Annotated in this window: 16 protein-coding genes; 14 read left to right on the top strand and 2 right to left on the bottom strand. The window is 63.2% G+C overall.

All coding sequences use genetic code 11. The features are described from left to right. Positions 1–239 precede the first annotated feature (239 nt). Positions 240–698: a hypothetical protein gene (locus D769_RS23665; protein WP_040011217.1), complete on the top strand. Its 459-nt coding sequence runs from the start codon at positions 240–242 to the stop codon at positions 696–698. Positions 699–721: 23 nt separating this feature from the next. Next, positions 722–862, top strand: a complete 141-nt coding sequence (locus D769_RS32445; protein WP_008650237.1) for a hypothetical protein — start codon at positions 722–724, stop codon at positions 860–862. Between the two features lie 81 nt (positions 863–943). On the opposite strand, the gene D769_RS23660 is transcribed toward D769_RS32445, so the two are convergent. Further along, entirely contained in the window at positions 944–2425 is a 1482-nt protein-coding gene (locus D769_RS23660; RefSeq protein ID WP_008650236.1) for an amino acid permease, read from the bottom strand. Between the two features lie 466 nt (positions 2426–2891). Between D769_RS23660 and D769_RS23655 the strand changes: the two genes are divergently transcribed. The 11 genes from D769_RS23655 (at position 2892) to D769_RS23605 (ending at position 15285) form a co-directional block, all read left to right on the top strand. Then, positions 2892–4973, top strand: a complete 2082-nt coding sequence (locus tag D769_RS23655) for a 3-hydroxyacyl-CoA dehydrogenase NAD-binding domain-containing protein (protein ID WP_008650235.1) — start codon at positions 2892–2894, stop codon at positions 4971–4973. A 36-nt stretch (positions 4974–5009) separates the two neighbouring features. Beyond that, entirely contained in the window at positions 5010–5675 is a 666-nt protein-coding gene (gene pncA / locus D769_RS23650; protein ID WP_008650234.1) for a bifunctional nicotinamidase/pyrazinamidase, read from the top strand. An 80-nt stretch (positions 5676–5755) separates the two neighbouring features. Beyond that, positions 5756–6934, top strand: coding sequence for an acetyl-CoA C-acyltransferase (locus D769_RS23645; RefSeq protein ID WP_008650233.1), 1179 nt, complete (start codon positions 5756–5758; stop codon positions 6932–6934). 214 nt (positions 6935–7148) lie between these two features. Then, a complete protein-coding gene (locus D769_RS23640) occupies positions 7149–9008 on the top strand; it encodes an acyl-CoA dehydrogenase (protein WP_008650232.1) in 1860 nt (619 codons plus the stop codon). A gap of 90 nt (positions 9009–9098) precedes the next feature. Beyond that, complete coding sequence (locus D769_RS23635) at positions 9099–9881, top strand: SDR family oxidoreductase (protein WP_008650231.1); 783 nt, start codon at positions 9099–9101, stop codon at positions 9879–9881. Positions 9882–9973: 92 nt separating this feature from the next. Further along, a complete protein-coding gene (locus tag D769_RS23630) occupies positions 9974–10405 on the top strand; it encodes a PaaI family thioesterase (RefSeq protein ID WP_024569840.1) in 432 nt (143 codons plus the stop codon). Positions 10406–10460: 55 nt separating this feature from the next. Next, positions 10461–11474, top strand: a complete 1014-nt coding sequence (locus D769_RS23625) for an NADP-dependent oxidoreductase (RefSeq protein ID WP_008650229.1) — start codon at positions 10461–10463, stop codon at positions 11472–11474. Positions 11475–11540: 66 nt separating this feature from the next. Next, positions 11541–12374: a class II aldolase/adducin family protein gene (locus D769_RS23620; protein WP_008650227.1), complete on the top strand. Its 834-nt coding sequence runs from the start codon at positions 11541–11543 to the stop codon at positions 12372–12374. Positions 12375–12392: 18 nt separating this feature from the next. Further along, positions 12393–13325, top strand: coding sequence for a glutathione S-transferase family protein (locus D769_RS23615; protein WP_008650225.1), 933 nt, complete (start codon positions 12393–12395; stop codon positions 13323–13325). A 55-nt stretch (positions 13326–13380) separates the two neighbouring features. Continuing rightward, positions 13381–14283, top strand: coding sequence for an SDR family oxidoreductase (locus D769_RS23610; protein WP_008650224.1), 903 nt, complete (start codon positions 13381–13383; stop codon positions 14281–14283). An 81-nt stretch (positions 14284–14364) separates the two neighbouring features. Next, positions 14365–15285: an alpha/beta hydrolase gene (locus tag D769_RS23605; RefSeq protein ID WP_017512495.1), complete on the top strand. Its 921-nt coding sequence runs from the start codon at positions 14365–14367 to the stop codon at positions 15283–15285. Positions 15286–15315: 30 nt separating this feature from the next. On the opposite strand, the gene D769_RS23600 is transcribed toward D769_RS23605, so the two are convergent. Further along, positions 15316–15837, bottom strand: coding sequence for an O-acetyl-ADP-ribose deacetylase (locus D769_RS23600; protein WP_008650222.1), 522 nt, complete (start codon positions 15835–15837; stop codon positions 15316–15318). A gap of 163 nt (positions 15838–16000) precedes the next feature. On the opposite strand from D769_RS23600, the gene D769_RS23595 reads away from it, so the two are divergent. Next, complete coding sequence (locus tag D769_RS23595) at positions 16001–17011, top strand: alpha/beta hydrolase (protein WP_187192364.1); 1011 nt, start codon at positions 16001–16003, stop codon at positions 17009–17011. The last annotated feature ends 119 nt before the right edge of the window (positions 17012–17130 follow it).

Here is a 17130-nt window from a genome sequence, read left to right as displayed (position 1 = left end):
TCACACGGGTGAGCAAGGCGCTTTGCCATGCGCGTCAGACTGCGCTGGCGTTCTCGTCCCCCCGAGCTGATCTGACGCCGCGCGATTGACCCTGCGCAACCGCAATCCACCCCGCCATCATTTTGAGACTCTGGCACTTGGCCCTCGTTGCCACGATGCCTAGGATTGCCCGTGTCGTCGACGCGCGTCGGCGTACGGGTTGCGTGCCTGGCACGCCATTCTCACACTTCAAGGTTCATATGGACGGGGTCATCGAGCTATTTGGCTGGTTTGTGTTCAACGTCGCGCTGCCGTTGGGCGCACCGTTAGCACTGCTGCCTTTGGCTCGCGTCCCGAGTTTCTTTCGCGCGCACCGCCGGGGCATCGTCTGGCACGCCATCAAAGGGGGTCAATTGCTTTGGGCCGTGATTCCGATGAGCGCCAGCGCCTGTCACCTGCTGGCCACCGCGCTCGAGGTACCCGGTGTATCGGATGCTCTTCGGCCGTACATCTGGTTCGTTATGGTGATCCACGTGGTGGTGATCGTCGCGGCATCCGTGCTTGTGCTGTTTGCCACCATGGATGCGCATCAGCGTGACGTTCTCGCGCATTCGCAAGCACAAAGGATCCCACGTTCCTGGATCTGGCTCACATGCATGAGCGGGGGTGTCCATTTTGTGGGCTACGTGGCCCTAGTCAGGCCGCACTTGCCCTTGTAGTTTCCAACTCGACAGGAGTAACTATGATTAGATTTCTCAGCAGGATGCATGAAGACAAGGTGTTCTTCACGAAGGTCATGGATCGCTTTCTCACCGTCCTGACACTGGTATCCGTAGGAACCATGGGTGGAGCGATGTATGAGCTGCTGAAGCGAAGCCAGTGAGTGATCTCGTTCCCCAGGCAAAAGCGCCCGCAATGCGGGCGCTAGCGCTTTCGGTGCCGTGACGCCAGCAAGCGTCGGCGATCAGTCCTTCTTTACCAGTTCAAACGGCATGTCTTCGTAGTCGATCATGCGCGTGCCGCGTACGATTCGGTAGCCGAGCCAGAGCGCCAGGAAGACTGGCACACCAATGTAGGTCGAGACGATCTCTTGCCAACGGCCGGGGATGTCAGTGAATGCCTGATAGTTCTGGCCGCCCACGATGACGAGACACAGGACGCCAGCGAAGATCGGGCCGAACGGATAGAGCGGAGAGCGGTAGGCGAGATCGCTGACCTTGTAGCCCTGATACAGCAGACCCTTGCGGAAACGATAGTGGCTGACGGCGATACCGAGCCACGCGAAGAAGCCGGTCATTGCCGAGGTGTTGAGCAGCCACAGGTACACGGCCTTGTCGCCGAACAGCGAACTGAAGAAGCACAGCGCGCCGATGCCCGTGGTCACCAGTAGCGCGTTGAATGGCACGCCGTTCCGGGTGAGCTTGGCCAGTGCCCTCGGGGCGCGCTGGCTGACCGCCAGGCCATAGAGAATCCGAGTCGAAACATACATGCTCGATGTCCCCGCCGAGAGCAGTGCGGTCAGCACCACGGCGTTCATCAGCGCCGCGGCGAAAGCCAGGCCGGCGTGCTGGAAGACAAGTGCAAACGGGCTGACGCCAACGTCGGTCACGTCATTGCGGAGCAAGTTCGGGTCGGTGTACGGAATCAGCACGCCAATGATCAGGATGGCGACGACGTAGAACAGCAGGATGCGCCAGAACGTCTGTCGGATCGCGCGCGGAATCGTGCGTCCGGGGTCAGCGGCTTCGCCGGCCGCCACGCCGACCGTCTCGGTTCCCTGAAATGAGAAGCCGGCGATCATCGCCACCGCGAAGAGCCCGGGGAGGCCACCGACGAATGGCGCTTCGCCGGTCGTGAAGTTGTGCCAGCCCGATTGTGGTCCACCCTTGAGGATGCCGAGGATCATCAGCACGCCCACGCATAGGAAAACCACGACGGTTACAACCTTGATCATGGCGAACCAGTACTCGGCCTCACCGAAGCCCTTCACCGAGAACGCATTGAGGGCGAACATCAGCGCCAGAAAGCCCGCGCTCCAGTAGATGCCCGGTACCTCCGGGAACCAATACTGCATGACCAACTGGGCGGCGGTCAGTTCGACGGCAATTGTCACGGCCAGGCTGAACCAGTAGTTCCAGCCAAGAGCGAAGCCAAAGCCCTCGTCGACGTAGAGGGCGCTGTAGGTCACGAATGATCCTGCCACGGGCATGTGCACCGCGAGCTCGCCAAGGCTGGTCATCAGGCAGTACACCATCAGGCCGATCAGGCAGTACGCCAGCAGTGCGCCGCCGGGGCCGGACTGTGCGATGGACGCGCCCGAGGCGACAAACAATCCGGTGCCGATGGCGCCACCCAGGGCGATCATCGTCAGGTGGCGCGCCTTGAGCTTGCGGTGCAGGTCGTCGTGCTCGACGACCGGGTGTTGATGAGGGTGTGGATGGGACATCAGGGTCGCTGGATCGTCGGAGGGGCCTGGTTGGACTAGGTCTTGTGGACCGGCCGCATCACCCCGGAAAAACGAAAGGCGCGAGTCTACCGTGCCTTTTTCGATGGATTCGAGGCGTGTATCAAATAAAGTAGTGCAGGGTGTCGAAATCGTCTCGGAAGTGGCGTGGCAGGCATAGGAATGGGGCGTCTCTACGGGTTCCCCCTGAGGGATTTGGGCCGCGCGCAGGATCACCATGAACGCCGGATAAAGCCGGCATGAAGGCCGCGCATAACGCGGTTTGCGCGGTCGAAAAATGAAATTGAACGACCGTGCTATTTTGTGTATGCTTGATCCGCTTTCGAGCCAGATGGCTTGTGTGGCAAGGGATTGCGGGGCATAACACGATCAACCCGCGGTCCTGGCAGTACCCCTTCATTCGAGAATTCGAATCCCGAGACAATATCCAGACACCAAAGGAACGCGTATGACAGCGCAGTATCAGGTTCAGGACGGCGTAGCCGTCATCACACTCGACAATCCCCCCGTCAACGGCCTCGGTCATAGCACCCGCCTTGGCATCGTCGAAGGCTTGACCCGTGCGCTGGATGACGCGGCCGTCAAGGCAGTGGTCATTACCGGCGCCGGCAAGGCTTTCTCGGGCGGCGCCGACATCCGCGAGTTCAACACGCCCAAGGCCACGCAGGAGCCGACGCTGCACTCGGTGATCCGCGCGCTGGAAGCCTCGACCAAGCCGATCGTGGCGGCAATTCACTCGGTCGCCATGGGTGGCGGCCTGGAACTGGCGCTGGGCTGCAACTATCGCGTGGCCGCCAAGGGCGCCCAGATCGCGCTGCCGGAAGTCAAGCTCGGCCTGCTGCCGGGCGCTGGTGGCACGCAACGCCTGCCGCGCCTGATCGGCCTGGAGCACGCGCTGAACATGATCGTGTCCGGCACCGCGATTCCGTCGGAGAAGTTCGCCGGTTCGAAGCTGTTCGACGAGATCGTCGATGGCGACGTGCTGCCTGCCGCGGTCAAGTTCGCCCAGAGCGTGGCTGCCGCGCCGGGACCGTACCCGAAGGTGCGCGACCTGAAGGTGCGCCACGAGAACGCCGAAGGCTTCCTGGCCTTCGCCCGCAATACCGTGGCTGCCGTGGCCAAGAATTTCCCGGCCCCGCTGAAGTGCGTGGATGCCGTGGCGGCTTCGCTGAAGCCGTTCGAGGCTGGCCTGAAGGACGAGCGTGATGGCTTCATGTACCTCGTCGGCACGCCGGAATCGCGCGCGCTGCGTCACGCGTTCTTTGGCGAGCGCGCCGCCAGCAAGATCCCCGATGTGCCCGAAGGTACCCCGGTACGCAAGATCGAGCGCGTTGCCGTGATCGGCGCCGGCACGATGGGTGGCGGCATCACGATGAACTTCCTGAACGCCGGCATCCCCGTGACGATGCTGGAAATGAAGCAGGAAGCGCTGGAGCGCGGCGTGGCCACGATCCGCCGCAACTACGAGAACAGCGCCAAGAAGGGCAAGCTGACGCAGGAGAAGGTTGAGCAGCGCATGGGCCTGCTGACCACCACGATGTCCTATGACGACATCAAGAACGCCGACCTCGTGATCGAGGCCGTGTTCGAAGAAATGGGCGTCAAGGAAACCGTCTTCAAGAAGCTGGACGAAGTGATGAAGGACGGCGCGATCCTGGCCTCCAATACCTCCACGCTGGACGTCAACAAGATTGCCTCGTTCACGCGTCGTCCGCAGGACGTGGTCGGCATGCACTTCTTCAGCCCGGCCAACGTGATGAAGCTGCTGGAAGTGGTGCGCGGCGAGAAGACCGGCAAGGACGTGCTGGCCACCGTCATGCAGATCGGCAAGAAGATCAAGAAGACGGCCGTGGTATCGGGCGTCTGCGACGGCTTCATCGGCAATCGCATGATCGAGCAGTACAGCCGCCAGGCCGGCTACCTGCTGGACGAAGGCGCGCTGCCCGAGCAAGTGGACAAGGCCATCGAGAAGTTCGGTTTCGCGATGGGCCCGTTCCGCATGGGCGATCTGGCTGGCAACGACATCGGCTGGGCGATCCGCAAGCGCCGCGCCGTGGACAAGCCGGACATCCAGTACTCGAAGACCGCCGACAAGCTCTGCGAGATGGGCCGCTTCGGTCAGAAGACCGGCGCAGGCTGGTACGACTACAAGGCTGGTGATCGCAAGCCGTACCCGAACAAGCAGGTCAACGACATGATCGTCGAGCACTCGAAGGAGCTCGGCATCACGCGCCGCAAGATCTCGGACGAGGAAATCGTTGAACGTCTGGTGTTTGCACTGGTGAACGAAGGCGCCAAGATCCTGGAGGAAGGCATTGCCTCGAAGGCGTCGGACATCGACATGGTCTACCTGACCGGCTACGGCTTCCCGCTGTTCCGTGGTGGCCCGATGCTGTACGCGGACCAGGTCGGCCTGTACAACGTGGCCCAGTCCATGAAGCGCTATGCCAAGGGTTACCACGGCGAAGCGTGGGTGGTGGCACCGCTGCTGCAGAAGCTGGCAGACGAGGGCAAGGGCTTCAACGGCTGATCGCGACCGCGTGAACGCAAAGGGATAACGCGAATCATGGCCTACGGCGCGCAGGATTGCCTGCTGGTGATCGACGTGCAGAACGACTTCATGCCGGGGGGCGCGCTGGCCGTGCCGCGCGGCGATGAAGTCGTGCCGGTCATCACCGGGTTGGCGCCGGCATTCGAGCACGTGGTGCTGACGCAGGACTGGCATCCCGCCGGTCATGTGTCCTTCGCCACGAGCCATGTCGGTACCGCGCCGTTCCAGACCATGATGTTGCCGTATGGCGAGCAAGTGCTGTGGCCCGATCACTGCGTGCAGGGCACGCCTGGCGCCGCGCTACATGCGGACCTGCGCATCCCGCACGCGCGGATGGTGATCCGCAAGGGTCACCACGCCAACGTGGACAGCTACAGCGCGCTCATGGAGGCGGACCGCACGACGAAGACCGGACTGGCTGGCTATCTGCGCGAGCAGGGCGTTCGCCGGGTGGTCTGCGTCGGGTTGGCAACGGATTACTGCGTGGCCTGGACCGCGCTCGACGCGCGTGCAGCGGGCTTCGAGGCGGTGGTCGTGGAAGATGCCTGCCGCGCGATCGATCTGAACGGATCGCTCGACCAGGCATGGCGAGAACTGGCTGCGGCCGGTGTTCGTCGCACGACTACCGACGCACTGCGGTCTGGTGCCGGTATGCACAATCCCTGGCTCCCTGAGTCCTGAAGCGTCACGCAACGAAAGCCGAATACACCGAATATTTCTCGCAAGTTTGCAAGAGACACCAAGATACCGAGGAGCAACACATGAACGAGGCAGTCATCGTATCCACCGCCCGCACCGGGCTGGCCAAGAGCTGGAAGGGCGCTTTCAACATGACCCACGGCGCGACCCTGGGCGGTCATGCCGTTCAGCACGCCATCGCCCGCGCGAAGATCGAAGCCGGTGAAGTGGAAGACGTGCTGATGGGTTGTGCCAACCCCGAAGGCGCCACCGGCGCCAACATCGCGCGCCAGATCGCCCTGCGCGCTGGTTGCCCGGTGACCGTGCCGGGTGCCACCGTGAACCGTTTCTGCTCGTCCGGCCTGCAGACCATCGCCATGGCCGCGCAGCGTGTGATCGCCGATGAGGGCGACATCTTCGTCGCTGGCGGCGTGGAGTCGATCTCGTGCGTTCAGCAGGACATGAACCGCCACATGATTCAGGAAAGCTGGCTGAACAAGAACAAGCCGGAAATCTACTGGAGCATGCTGCAGACCGCCGAGAACGTGGCCAAGCGCTACAACATCGGCAAGGATCGCCAGGACGAGTACGGCGTGCAGAGCCAACTGCGTGCCGCCGCTGCCCTGGAAGCCGGCAAGTTCAAGGACGAAATCGTGCCGATGACGGTGCTGGCAGGCGTGGCCGACAAGGCCACCGGCCAGCTGATGACGAAGGAAGTCACGATCGACGCCGACGAAGGTATCCGTGCCGACACCACGCTGGAAGCCGTGTCGAAGATCCGCACGGCCATGCCGGGTGGCGTGATCACCGCCGGCAATGCCTCGCAGTTCTCGGATGGCGCCTCGGCAGCCGTCGTGATGAACGCACGCGTGGCCGCCGCCAAGGGTCTGCAGCCGCTGGGCGTCTTCCGCGGTTTTGCCGTGGCGGGTTGCGAGCCTGACGAGATGGGTATCGGCCCGGTGTTCGCGGTGCCGAAGCTGCTGAAGAAGGCTGGCCTGAAGGTTGACGACATCGGTCTGTGGGAACTGAACGAAGCGTTCGCCGTGCAGGTGCTGTACTGCGCCGACAAGCTGGGCATCCCGATGGATCGCCTGAACGTCAACGGCGGCGCGATCGCCGTGGGTCACCCGTACGGTGTGTCGGGCGCGCGTCTGGTCGGCCATGCGCTGATCGAAGGCAAGCGCCGTGGCGTCAAGTACGTCGTGGTGACGATGTGCATCGGCGGCGGTCAGGGTGCCGCCGGCCTGTTCGAAGTGCTGTAAGGCATCTCGGGCACACACTGTGTTCCCCCTCTCTCATGCAATGGGAGAGGGGCGGGGGAGCGAGCTTTCCGGTTCAGGCGGCAATCTGTCGCAAGCCGCGCCGCAGCGCCTGCTCCCCCAACCCCTCTGCCGCTTGGCGGGAGAGGGGCGCTTTTCCCTCACCGCATACTGAAGGCCAAGCCGCCTTTCGTTTCAGCCCGGAGCTTCCTATTCCATGTCGCTGATTCTTTCCCGTCGTGACCTCAACTTCGTTCTGTACGAATGGCTCAAGGCCGAGGAACTGACACAGATTCCCCGATTTTCCGATCACTCGCGTGAGACGTTCGACGCCGCGCTGGATACGTGCGAGAAAATCGCCACCGATCTGTTCGCCCCGCACAACAAGAAAAGCGATGCCCAGGAGCCGCATTTCGATGGCGAGACGGTCACGATCATCCCCGAAGTCAAGACCGCGCTGAAGGCCTTCTGCGAAGCGGGCCTGATGGCCGCCGGCCAGGACTATGAGTACGGCGGCATGCAGTTGCCCGTCACGCTGGAGAAAGCCGCGTTCGCCTACTTCAAGGCCGCCAACGTTGGCACGAGTTCGTACCCGTTCCTGACGATCGGTAACTCGAACCTGCTGCTCACGCACGGCACGCCGGCACAGATCGATACGTTCGTGCGTCCCGAACTGGAAGGTCGCTTCTTTGGCACGATGTGCCTGTCGGAACCGCAGGCGGGCTCGTCGCTCTCGGACATCACCACCCGCGCCGACTACGAAGGCGAGTCGCCGTTGGGCCAGCAGTATCGGCTGCGCGGCAACAAGATGTGGATCTCGGCGGGCGAGCATGAGCTCTCGGACAATATCGTCCACCTCGTGCTGGCCAAGATCCCCGGCCCGGATGGCAAGCTGATCCCCGGTGTGAAGGGCATCTCGCTGTTCATCGTGCCGAAGTACCTCGTCAACGAGGATGGCTCGCTGGGCGAGCACAACGACGTCGTGCTGGCTGGCCTGAACCACAAGATGGGCTACCGTGGCACCACCAACTGTCTGCTGAACTTCGGCGAGGGCATGAAGTACCGCCCGAATGGCAAGGCGGGTGCGATCGGTTATCTGGTCGGCGAAGCGCACAAGGGCCTGGCCTGCATGTTCCACATGATGAACGAGGCGCGCATTGGCGTCGGCCTCGGCGCGGTGGCACTTGGCTATACCGGTTACCTCCACGCGCTGGACTACGCGCGCAATCGTCCGCAGGGCCGCCCGGTGGGCCCGCAGGGCAAGGATCCGGCGAGCCCGCAGGTCAAGCTGATCGAACATGCCGACGTCCGTCGGATGTTGCTGGCGCAAAAGAGCTACGTCGAAGGCGGTCTGGCGCTGAACCTGTACTGCGCGCGGCTGGTCGACGACGAGCACGCGGCCAAGGCGGCCGGCGAGGCCGAGCGGCAACGCGAGCTGTCGCTGCTGCTGGATATCCTCACGCCGATCGCCAAGAGCTGGCCGTCGCAGTGGTGCCTGGAAGCCAATAGCCTGGCCATCCAGGTGCATGGTGGCTACGGCTACACACGTGAGTACAACGTCGAGCAGTTCTATCGCGACAACCGCCTCAATCCGATTCACGAAGGCACGCACGGTATCCAGGGTCTGGACCTGCTGGGCCGCAAGGTGGTGATGCAGGACGGCGCCGCGTTCCAGTTGCTCGGCAAGCGCGTGCAGGACACTTGCCAGCGGGCGCAGGCCACGGGTGACAAGACGCTGGGCGAGCAGGCCCGCGCGCTTGGCGCTGCCACCGCGCGCCTGGCCGAGGTCACGCGCACGCTGTGGGCGGCCGGAGATTCGAATGTCACGCTGGCCAACGCGTCGGTATATCTGGAGGCATTCGGCCATGTAGTCATGGCGTGGATCTGGCTTGAGCAGGTGCTGGTAGTGCAGGCCGCGCTGTCGAACGCCAAGGGCGAGGATGCCGATTTCTATCGTGGCAAGCTGGCAGCGGCGGCGTTCTTCTTCAACTTCGAGTTGCCGAAGGTGTACCCGCAACTCGACCTGCTTGCATCGCTCGATCGTACGACGCTCGACATGCAGGACGCCTGGTTCTGAACGCAAGCCACTAAAAGACGATTCTGGCGTCTAGCCAGTGCCGCTTCGCTTCATTTGTGTAGCGGCGAAGAAGGATAAACGGGAGACAACATGAGGACCATCCAGCAATTGTTCGACCTCAAGGGCCGTACAGCGCTGATTACTGGCGGATCGCGCGGCCTGGGGCTGCAGATTGCCGAAGCACTTGGTGAACAGGGCGCCCGCGTGGTGCTGTCGGCCCGCAAGGCCGATGAACTGCAGGCCGCGCAGGAACACCTGAAGTCGCGTGGTATTGCGGCGGAATGGATCGCCGCAGATGGCTCGCGCGATGCCGAAATTGCCCGGCTGGCCGACGAGGCGCTGGCGAAGCTCGGACACGTCGATATCCTCGTCAACAACGCGGGGGCCACCTGGGGCGCGCCGGCCGAGGATCATCCGGTCGAGGCCTGGGACAAGGTGATGAACCTGAACATCCGTGGCCTGTTCCTGCTGACGCAGCGGATTGGCAAGCTGTCAATGATTCCGCGTCGCAGTGGCCGGATCATCAACGTCGCGTCGATCGCGGGCCTGGCCGGGAACCCGCCGGGTTCGATGGAGACCATTGCCTACAACACGTCGAAGGGCGCCGTGGTCAACTTCACGCGCACGCTGGCGGGCGAGTGGGGCGAGCACAACATCACCGTCAACGCGCTGGCTCCGGGCTTCTTCCCGTCGAAGATGACGCAGGGGTCGCTGGACCGCATGGGCGTGGACAAAATGTGCGAAGGCGTTCCGCTGCATCGTCTGGGCGATGACGACGATCTGAAGGGCGCGGCACTGCTGTTTGCCTCGGATGCCGGCAAGCACATCACCGGCCAGATCCTGGCGGTAGATGGGGGCGTCAGCGCAGTCTGATCACGCGCGGCAGCTTCCCTTTCTAGCACGCGGGAAAGGGAAGCAGACAAAGAGCATAATTGCGCAATCTGTTTTTCACTGCCCCCAAGGATATGACGCAACGCCAACTCACCATCCCATTCCTCGCTGATCTCGGCGTGCTCTGCAATTTCATGGAGAACGGCCGCAGCGAGATCGAACTCGACCTGCAGAAGCGCCACCAGAACAGCTGGGACATGGCCCACGGTGGTGTGACCATGACCCTGCTCGACGTGGCCATGGCCATCGCCGGACGTTCGTTGGATGCCGAAGGCCGTGGCGTGGTCACGATCGAAATGAAGACGAGCTTCATGGCCCCCGGGCGCGGCAAGGTGTTCGCGCGCGGCCTGGCCGTGCATCGCACCTCGACCATGGTGTTCTGCGAGGGCGAGATTGTCGACGCGGAAGGCAAGATCGTCGCCAAGGCATCCGGGACGTTCAAGTACATCAAGCGCGTGCCACCCAAGCGGGAATCCGGCGCGGCCGATTCGGGCGCGGACGGCTGATCCCGTCGCGCCAGCGCAATACCTCTCTAACCTCAAACGAGCGAAGGAACCGATCATGTCGAAGCAAACGTACAAGCGCATCGTCCTGGCTTCGCGCCCGGAAGCAGCGGTCACCCCCGACAATTTCCGCATCGAGGAATTGCCGGTCCCCGAACTGGCCGACGGCCAGGTGCTGGTGCGCAATCATTTCCTGTCGCTCGATCCGTACATGCGCGGGCGCATGAGCGATAGCAAGTCGTATGCCGATCCGCAGCCGCTCAATGAAGTGATGATTGGCGGTACCGTCGGCGAAGTCATCGCCAGCAAGAATCCCAAGTGGAACGTCGGTGACAAGGTCATCGGCATGTTCGGCTGGCAGGAGCTTGGCGTGAGCGACGGCAGCATGATGCAGAAGGTCGACACCACGCACATTCCGCTGTCCGCCTATCTGGGTTCGGTGGGGATGCCGGGCGTGACGGCCTGGTATGGCCTGAACAAGATCATCGCGCCGAAGGCCGGCGAGACGGTTGTCGTCAGCGCCGCGTCTGGCGCGGTGGGTAGCGTGGTGGGGCAGCTTGCCAAGCTGGCCGGCTGCTACGTGGTAGGCGTGGCCGGCGGCAAGGAAAAGTGCGACTACGTGGTCAATGAGCTTGGCTTCGATGCCTGCGTGGACTACAAGGCTGCCAAGGACGCGAAGGAACTGTACGCGATGGTCAAGGCGGTCACGCCGAAGGGTATCGACGGCTACTTCGAGAACGTCGGTGGAGACATCCTCGACGTCGTGCTGGCCCGCCTGAACCCGTTCGCGCGCATCGCGGTTTGCGGTCTGATCGCTGGCTACGACGGCCAGGACATGCCGATTCGCAATCCGCGCGCGATTCTGGTGGCGCGCGCGAAGATCGAGGGCTTTATCGTGTCCGAGCATATGGAACTCTGGCCGCAGGCACTGCGGGAACTGGGTACCCACGTCGCGCAGGGCAAGATCAAGTTCCGCGAGAGCATTGCGGAAGGTCTGGCCAGCGCACCCGAGGCATTCATCGGGCTGCTCAAGGGCAAGAACTTCGGCAAGCAGCTCGTGAAGCTGGCATAAGGCCGCCTTCGACGCAGTACACCCCCGCAAATAGACAAATAGACAAAGAAAGCACAGGAGACAACCATGAATGCCCCGCAAGCCAAGGATGAGATCGGCGCCGGTCTCTCGGAAGAGGTCAAGGCCCGTTATCGCAACCTGCCGCGCCCGCCCCAGTTCGCCACGCCGGCCGAGGAGCGCCTGCATCGCAAGCAGCGGCTGGCGGCAGCATTCCGGTTGTTCTCCAAGTTCGGTTTCGACGAAGGCGTGGCCGGCCATATCACCGCGCGCGATCCTGAGTTTGGCGATACCTTTTGGGTCAATCCGTTCGGCGTGCATTTCAGCCAGGTCAAGGTGTCGAACCTGATCCGCTGCGACCACCACGGTAACGTGGTGGAGGGCGACTATCCGGTCAACGCCGCCGCATTCGCGATCCACTCGCGCGTGCACCAGACCCGCTCGGATGCCGTGGCCGCCGCGCACTCGCACAGTACCTTTGGCCGTGCGTGGTCGACGCTCGGGCGCAAGCTCGATCCGCTGACTCAGGACGTCTGCGCCTTCTACAACGACCATGCGCTGTATGACGATTTCGGTGGTGTGGTGGTGGAACTCGACGAAGGTCAGCGTATTGCCAACGCGCTGGGCGACAACAAGGCAGCGATCCTCCAAAACCACGGCCTTTTGACCGTTGGCAAGACCGTCGACGAAGCCGCGTGGTGGTTCATCACGATGGAGCGGTCGTGCCAGGTGCAGTTGCTGGCGGAGGCCGCGGCTGCGCGTACCGGTGACGTGCCGAAGGCGATCAGCGACGCCGCCGCCCGTCAGGCGTACTCGATCGTGGGTACGTCGCAGGCTGGGTGGTTCCAGTTCCAGCCGCTCTACGCGCGCATCGTGAAGGAGCAGCCGGACCTGCTCGACTGATTCCAACGGGAGGCGCGGATGCCCGACATCATTCTTCATCAGTTCGCCACGTCGCCTTTCTCGGAAAAGATCCGCCTGCTGCTCGGCGCGAAGGATCTGTCCTGGTGCGCAGTGGAGATTCCGCCGATCCTGCCAAAGCCAGATCTGGTCGCGCTGACCGGCGGGTACCGGCGCACGCCGGTCATGCAGATCGGCGCCGACATCTATTGCGATACGGCGCTGATCTGTGAGGTACTGGACCGGATGGCGCCGATGCCGCCGCTGTATCCGTCCGACCAGGCGGCGGCGTCCCGCGTCATGGCTGCCTGGTTCGACAGCGCGTTGTTCACGGCATCGGTCACCTACACCATGCAGCCTGCTGGCGTGCAGGCCATGCTCGCGCATCTGACGCAGGACCAGATCCAGGCGTTCGTTGCTGATCGCAAGGCCATGCGTGGCGATACCAATGCGCTACGGATGCCCCTGCCTGAAGCCGGCGCGATGCTGCACGAGACCTTCGGACGCCTGCAGGAACAGTTCGCGGCCGGCGTGCTCCATGTGGCTGGCCCGACGCTGTCAGTGGCAGATTTCTCGCTGTACCACAACATCTGGTTCATCCGCCGCGCCACGGCGCTGGCCGCGATCCTCGATGCCTATCCGCTGGTCAAGGAGTGGTATGCGCGCATGCAGGCCCACGGACACGGCAAGGTGCGCGTGATACCGGCCGAGGATGCGCTGGCCGATGCACTTCACCATGATCCGTTGGCGCATGACACGACGATCCAGCCAGACAGCGGATTCGCCGCCGGTGATGCGGTGACCGTCACGCCAACCGACTACGCGAAGGACCCGGTGGCCGGGGTGCTCATGACGCTTACCGCCGATGTGGTCACGCTCCGTAGGCAAGACCCGCGCGCGGGCGCTGTCAACGTGCACTTCCCGCGGCAGCATTACCAGGTACAAGCGGCATAGCCCATCCAGACTAGAACTACGAACACTACGAACGACAAGTAGAGGGAGACGTTTCATGAAGCAGTTCGAGAGCAAGGTGGCAGTGATTACCGGCGGTGCTTCAGGATTCGGCAAGGAATTCGCGCGAATCGGTGCGTCGCTGGGCATGAAGCTGGTACTGGCGGACGTCCAGGAGGACTCGCTGGACAGCACAGTGGCCGAATTCAAGTCACAGGGCGCCCAGGTGATCGGGTTGCGCACGGACGTGTCGAAGGCCGAGGAAGTCCAGGCGCTGGCCGATGCCGCGATGACGGCGTTCGGCGAGGTCAACCTGCTGTTCAACAACGCCGGTGTGGGCGCGGGCGGCCTGATCTGGGAAAACACGCAGAAAGACTGGGACTGGGTGCTCGGCGTGAACCTCTACGGTGTGGTCAATGGCGTGCGGATCTTCACGCCGCTGATGCTGGAGGCGGCCCGCAAGGACCCGGGGTATCAGGGGCATATCGTCAATACCGCGTCGATGGCGGGTCTGCTGAATCCGCCGGCCATGGGCGTGTACAACGTCTCCAAGCATGCGGTGGTCGCGTTGTCCGAAACGCTCTACCAGGATCTGAGCCTGGTCACTGACCAGGTGCATTGCTCGGTGCTGTGCCCGTTCTACGTGCCCACCGGCATCAGCCAGTCGCAGCGTAACCGGCCAGCCAATATGGCCAACGATCAGCCACCCACGCGCTCGCAGCTGGTGTCGCAGGCGCTGTCCGACAAGGCGGTCAGCTCGGGCAAGGTCAGCGCGGCCGACGTGGCGCAGATGACGTTCGATGCGATCCGCGAGGACGGCTTCTATATCTACTCCCACCCGCAATCGCTGGATTCCGTCCAGCGGCGCATGGAGGAGATCGTCAACCAGCGCAATCCGGGCGATCCGTTCGGTGACAAGAGCGAAGTGCGGGCGGGCCTGATCGCCGCGCTGCGCGGCTGAGCTGGCCAGGAACTTGCGAACGCGAACACGAACAGGACGAACCGGACAAACGATATGGCCGAGACCGCCAGGGAGACCATGATGACTGCACCCGCCGTGATCCACCACCGGCAGTTTGCGAACCTGCCCAACGGCACGCGCTTGCATTACGCGAGTGCGGGCGAGCAGGGCAGGCCGCTGATCCTGTTCGTGCACGGTTTTCCGGAGTTCTGGTACGAGTGGGAAAACCAGCTCGCAGAGTTCGGCCAGACGCATTTTGCGGTGGCGCCGGACCTGCGCGGGTTCAATCTGTCCAGCAAGCCGGCCGATGTGGCAGCGTACAAGCCCAAGCATCTGGTCGAGGATCTGGTGCAGTTCATCCGCGTGCTGGGCTATGAGCGATGCGTCATCGTCGCGCATGACTGGGGCGGCGCGCTCTGCTGGAACCTGGCGGCGCAGTTCCCGGAAGTGGTCGAGCGGCTCGTGATCATCAACTCGCCGCATCCCTACGTGTTCGCGCGGGCGTTGGCGAGTGACCCGGCACAGCAGCAGGCCTCGGCCTATATGAACTGGCTGCGCAAGCCAGGATCGGAACAGGCCATGGCCGCCAATGACTTCGCATTGCTGGAAAAGATGCTGACTGGCGATGCTTCCACTGTGCCGGCCTGGTTCGTGGGCGAGACTCGCGCGAAATATCACGCGGCATGGTCGCAACCGGGCGATGGCGGCTCGCATTCGCTGACGGGCGGTGTCAATTACTACCGGGCATCGCCGATGCACCCGCCCTTGCCGGGAGAACCGGCGCCCGACATCTCGCGCCTCGATCCATCCGCGTACATCGTGCGGGTGCCCACGCTGGTTATCTGGGGCGAGAGCGACCGGGCGCTGCCGAAATCGCTGGTCGACGGGCTGGAGGAATTCGTGCCGGATATGCGGCTCGAGCGCATTCCGGAGGGCACGCACTGGATCATCCACGAACAGCCGGAGCGCGTGAATCTGCTGATTCGCAGTGCGTTGCCCTAGTCCCGTAGCCTCCCGGTCTTGTCGCCGGGCTTAGCTCAAGCGCTCCCGATAGAGCCGATAGTTCTCGTCATCGAAGCAGACGAAGGTGACCTGCTCGATGGACGGGGACTTCGGCAGTGCCTCGCGCACTGCGGCAATGGCGATGTCCACGGCCCGCTCACGCGGGAAGCCATAAATGCCGGTGCTGATGTTCGGAAATGCCACCGTGCGCAGATTGTGCTCGCCCGCCAGACGGATGCTGTTGCGGTAGGCGCTCGCCAGCTGCGTCTCCTCTTCCTTGCTGCCACCATGCCAGACCGGCCCCACGGCGTGGATGACATAGGGTGCAGGCAGCAGGCCTCCGGTAGTGATCACGGCTTCCCCGGTCGGGCAGCCGCCTTGCGCATCCCGGATCGCGCGGCACGCGTCCATGATGGCCGGGCCGCCCGCGCCATGAATCGCGCCATCGACGCCACCACCGCCCAGCAGGCCGCTATTGGCCGCGTTGACGATGGCATCCACTTCCATCCGGGTAATATCGCCGTGCACGACCTGCAAGTGTTCCCCTGTCATGGTGTCTCCTGGTCTCCGGGTTGGGGCGGCCATGACATGGCGCCCATTCTCAAGCATACGCCGCGAAATGGCGTTTCGCTGTGTGGCCGATCATCGCGCAAAAGGTGTGTCTGTGCGAGGATAAACGCATGGAATCGTAATGCTGCTCTACGGAATCACTGGCATGATATGGAAATCGAACGACCGTTCAGAAATAGAACACCAGTACATGCCCGCGCAGCCGTTGGATCCTCAGGTCGCCCAGTTGCTCGACCTGATCGCGCGAGCAAAGCGGCCGGCCATCCATACGATGGACCCGGTTGACGCCAAGATCGCGTACGAGAAGAGCGCGCCGATTCTGGACCTGTCGCCCGCGCCAGTGCACGGCGTGGAGGATCTTCAGGTGACCGCGCGCGACGGCCATGCCATTCCGGTGCGGCTTTACGCACCGCGCGAGGCAAGCTGGGCCGATCCGCTGCCGCTTCTGGTGTATTTCCATGGCGGTGGCTTCACGGTGGGCAGCGTCAACTCCCATGATTCGCTGTGCCGGATGTTCTGCAATGGTGCGGAGTGCCTGGTGCTGTCGGTCGATTACCGGCTGGGCCCGGAGTGGAAATTTCCGGTGGCGGCCAACGATGCCTTCGATGTTCTGCACTGGGTGTTCGAGGAAGCCGCGCGCATTGGCGCTGACGCCACGCGCATCGCGCTGGGTGGCGACAGTGCTGGCGGAACGCTGGCGGCGGCTTGCGCAGTGGAAGCCAGGGACCACGGATTGGCGCCGGTGCTGCAGATGCTGATCTACCCGGGCACCTGCGCGCGGCAGGATACGCCATCGCACCGAGCGCTGGCCGAGGGTTATCTGCTGACCGCAGAGATGATCCAGTGGTTCTTTTCGCAGTATCTGGACGTCGACGCCAGCCGTGACGACTGGCGGTTTGCTCCGCTGGACGGGGGCGGCGAAGGTGCCGACGTGAGGGACTGCTGCCCGGCCTGGATTGCGGTGGCCGGCTACGATCCGCTCCATGACGAGGGCGTGGCCTATGCCGCGAAGCTGGAAGCAGCGGGGGTGGTGGCCAGCCTGACCGACTACCCAACCATGATTCACGATTTTTTCAAGCTCGGACGTTTTATCGGCGCGGTGGCAGGCGCCCATGCGGATGCCACGGCCGCCCTGCGAAGGGCGTTCGGGATATAGGGCCCCGGCCTCGCGCCATTGGGCTCTTTCGAGTATCTGACCCGTTCATAGAAAAACGGGCGGGAAGCCCCGATTCACGATTCAAACCAAGTCGCAATCGCGCATTCTTGTAGCAGAAG

The sequence above is a fragment of the Cupriavidus sp. HMR-1 genome, assembly GCF_000319775.1.
Lineage (GTDB): Bacteria > Pseudomonadota > Gammaproteobacteria > Burkholderiales > Burkholderiaceae > Cupriavidus > Cupriavidus metallidurans.
This window is presented reverse-complemented; position numbering and strand designations above follow the sequence as displayed.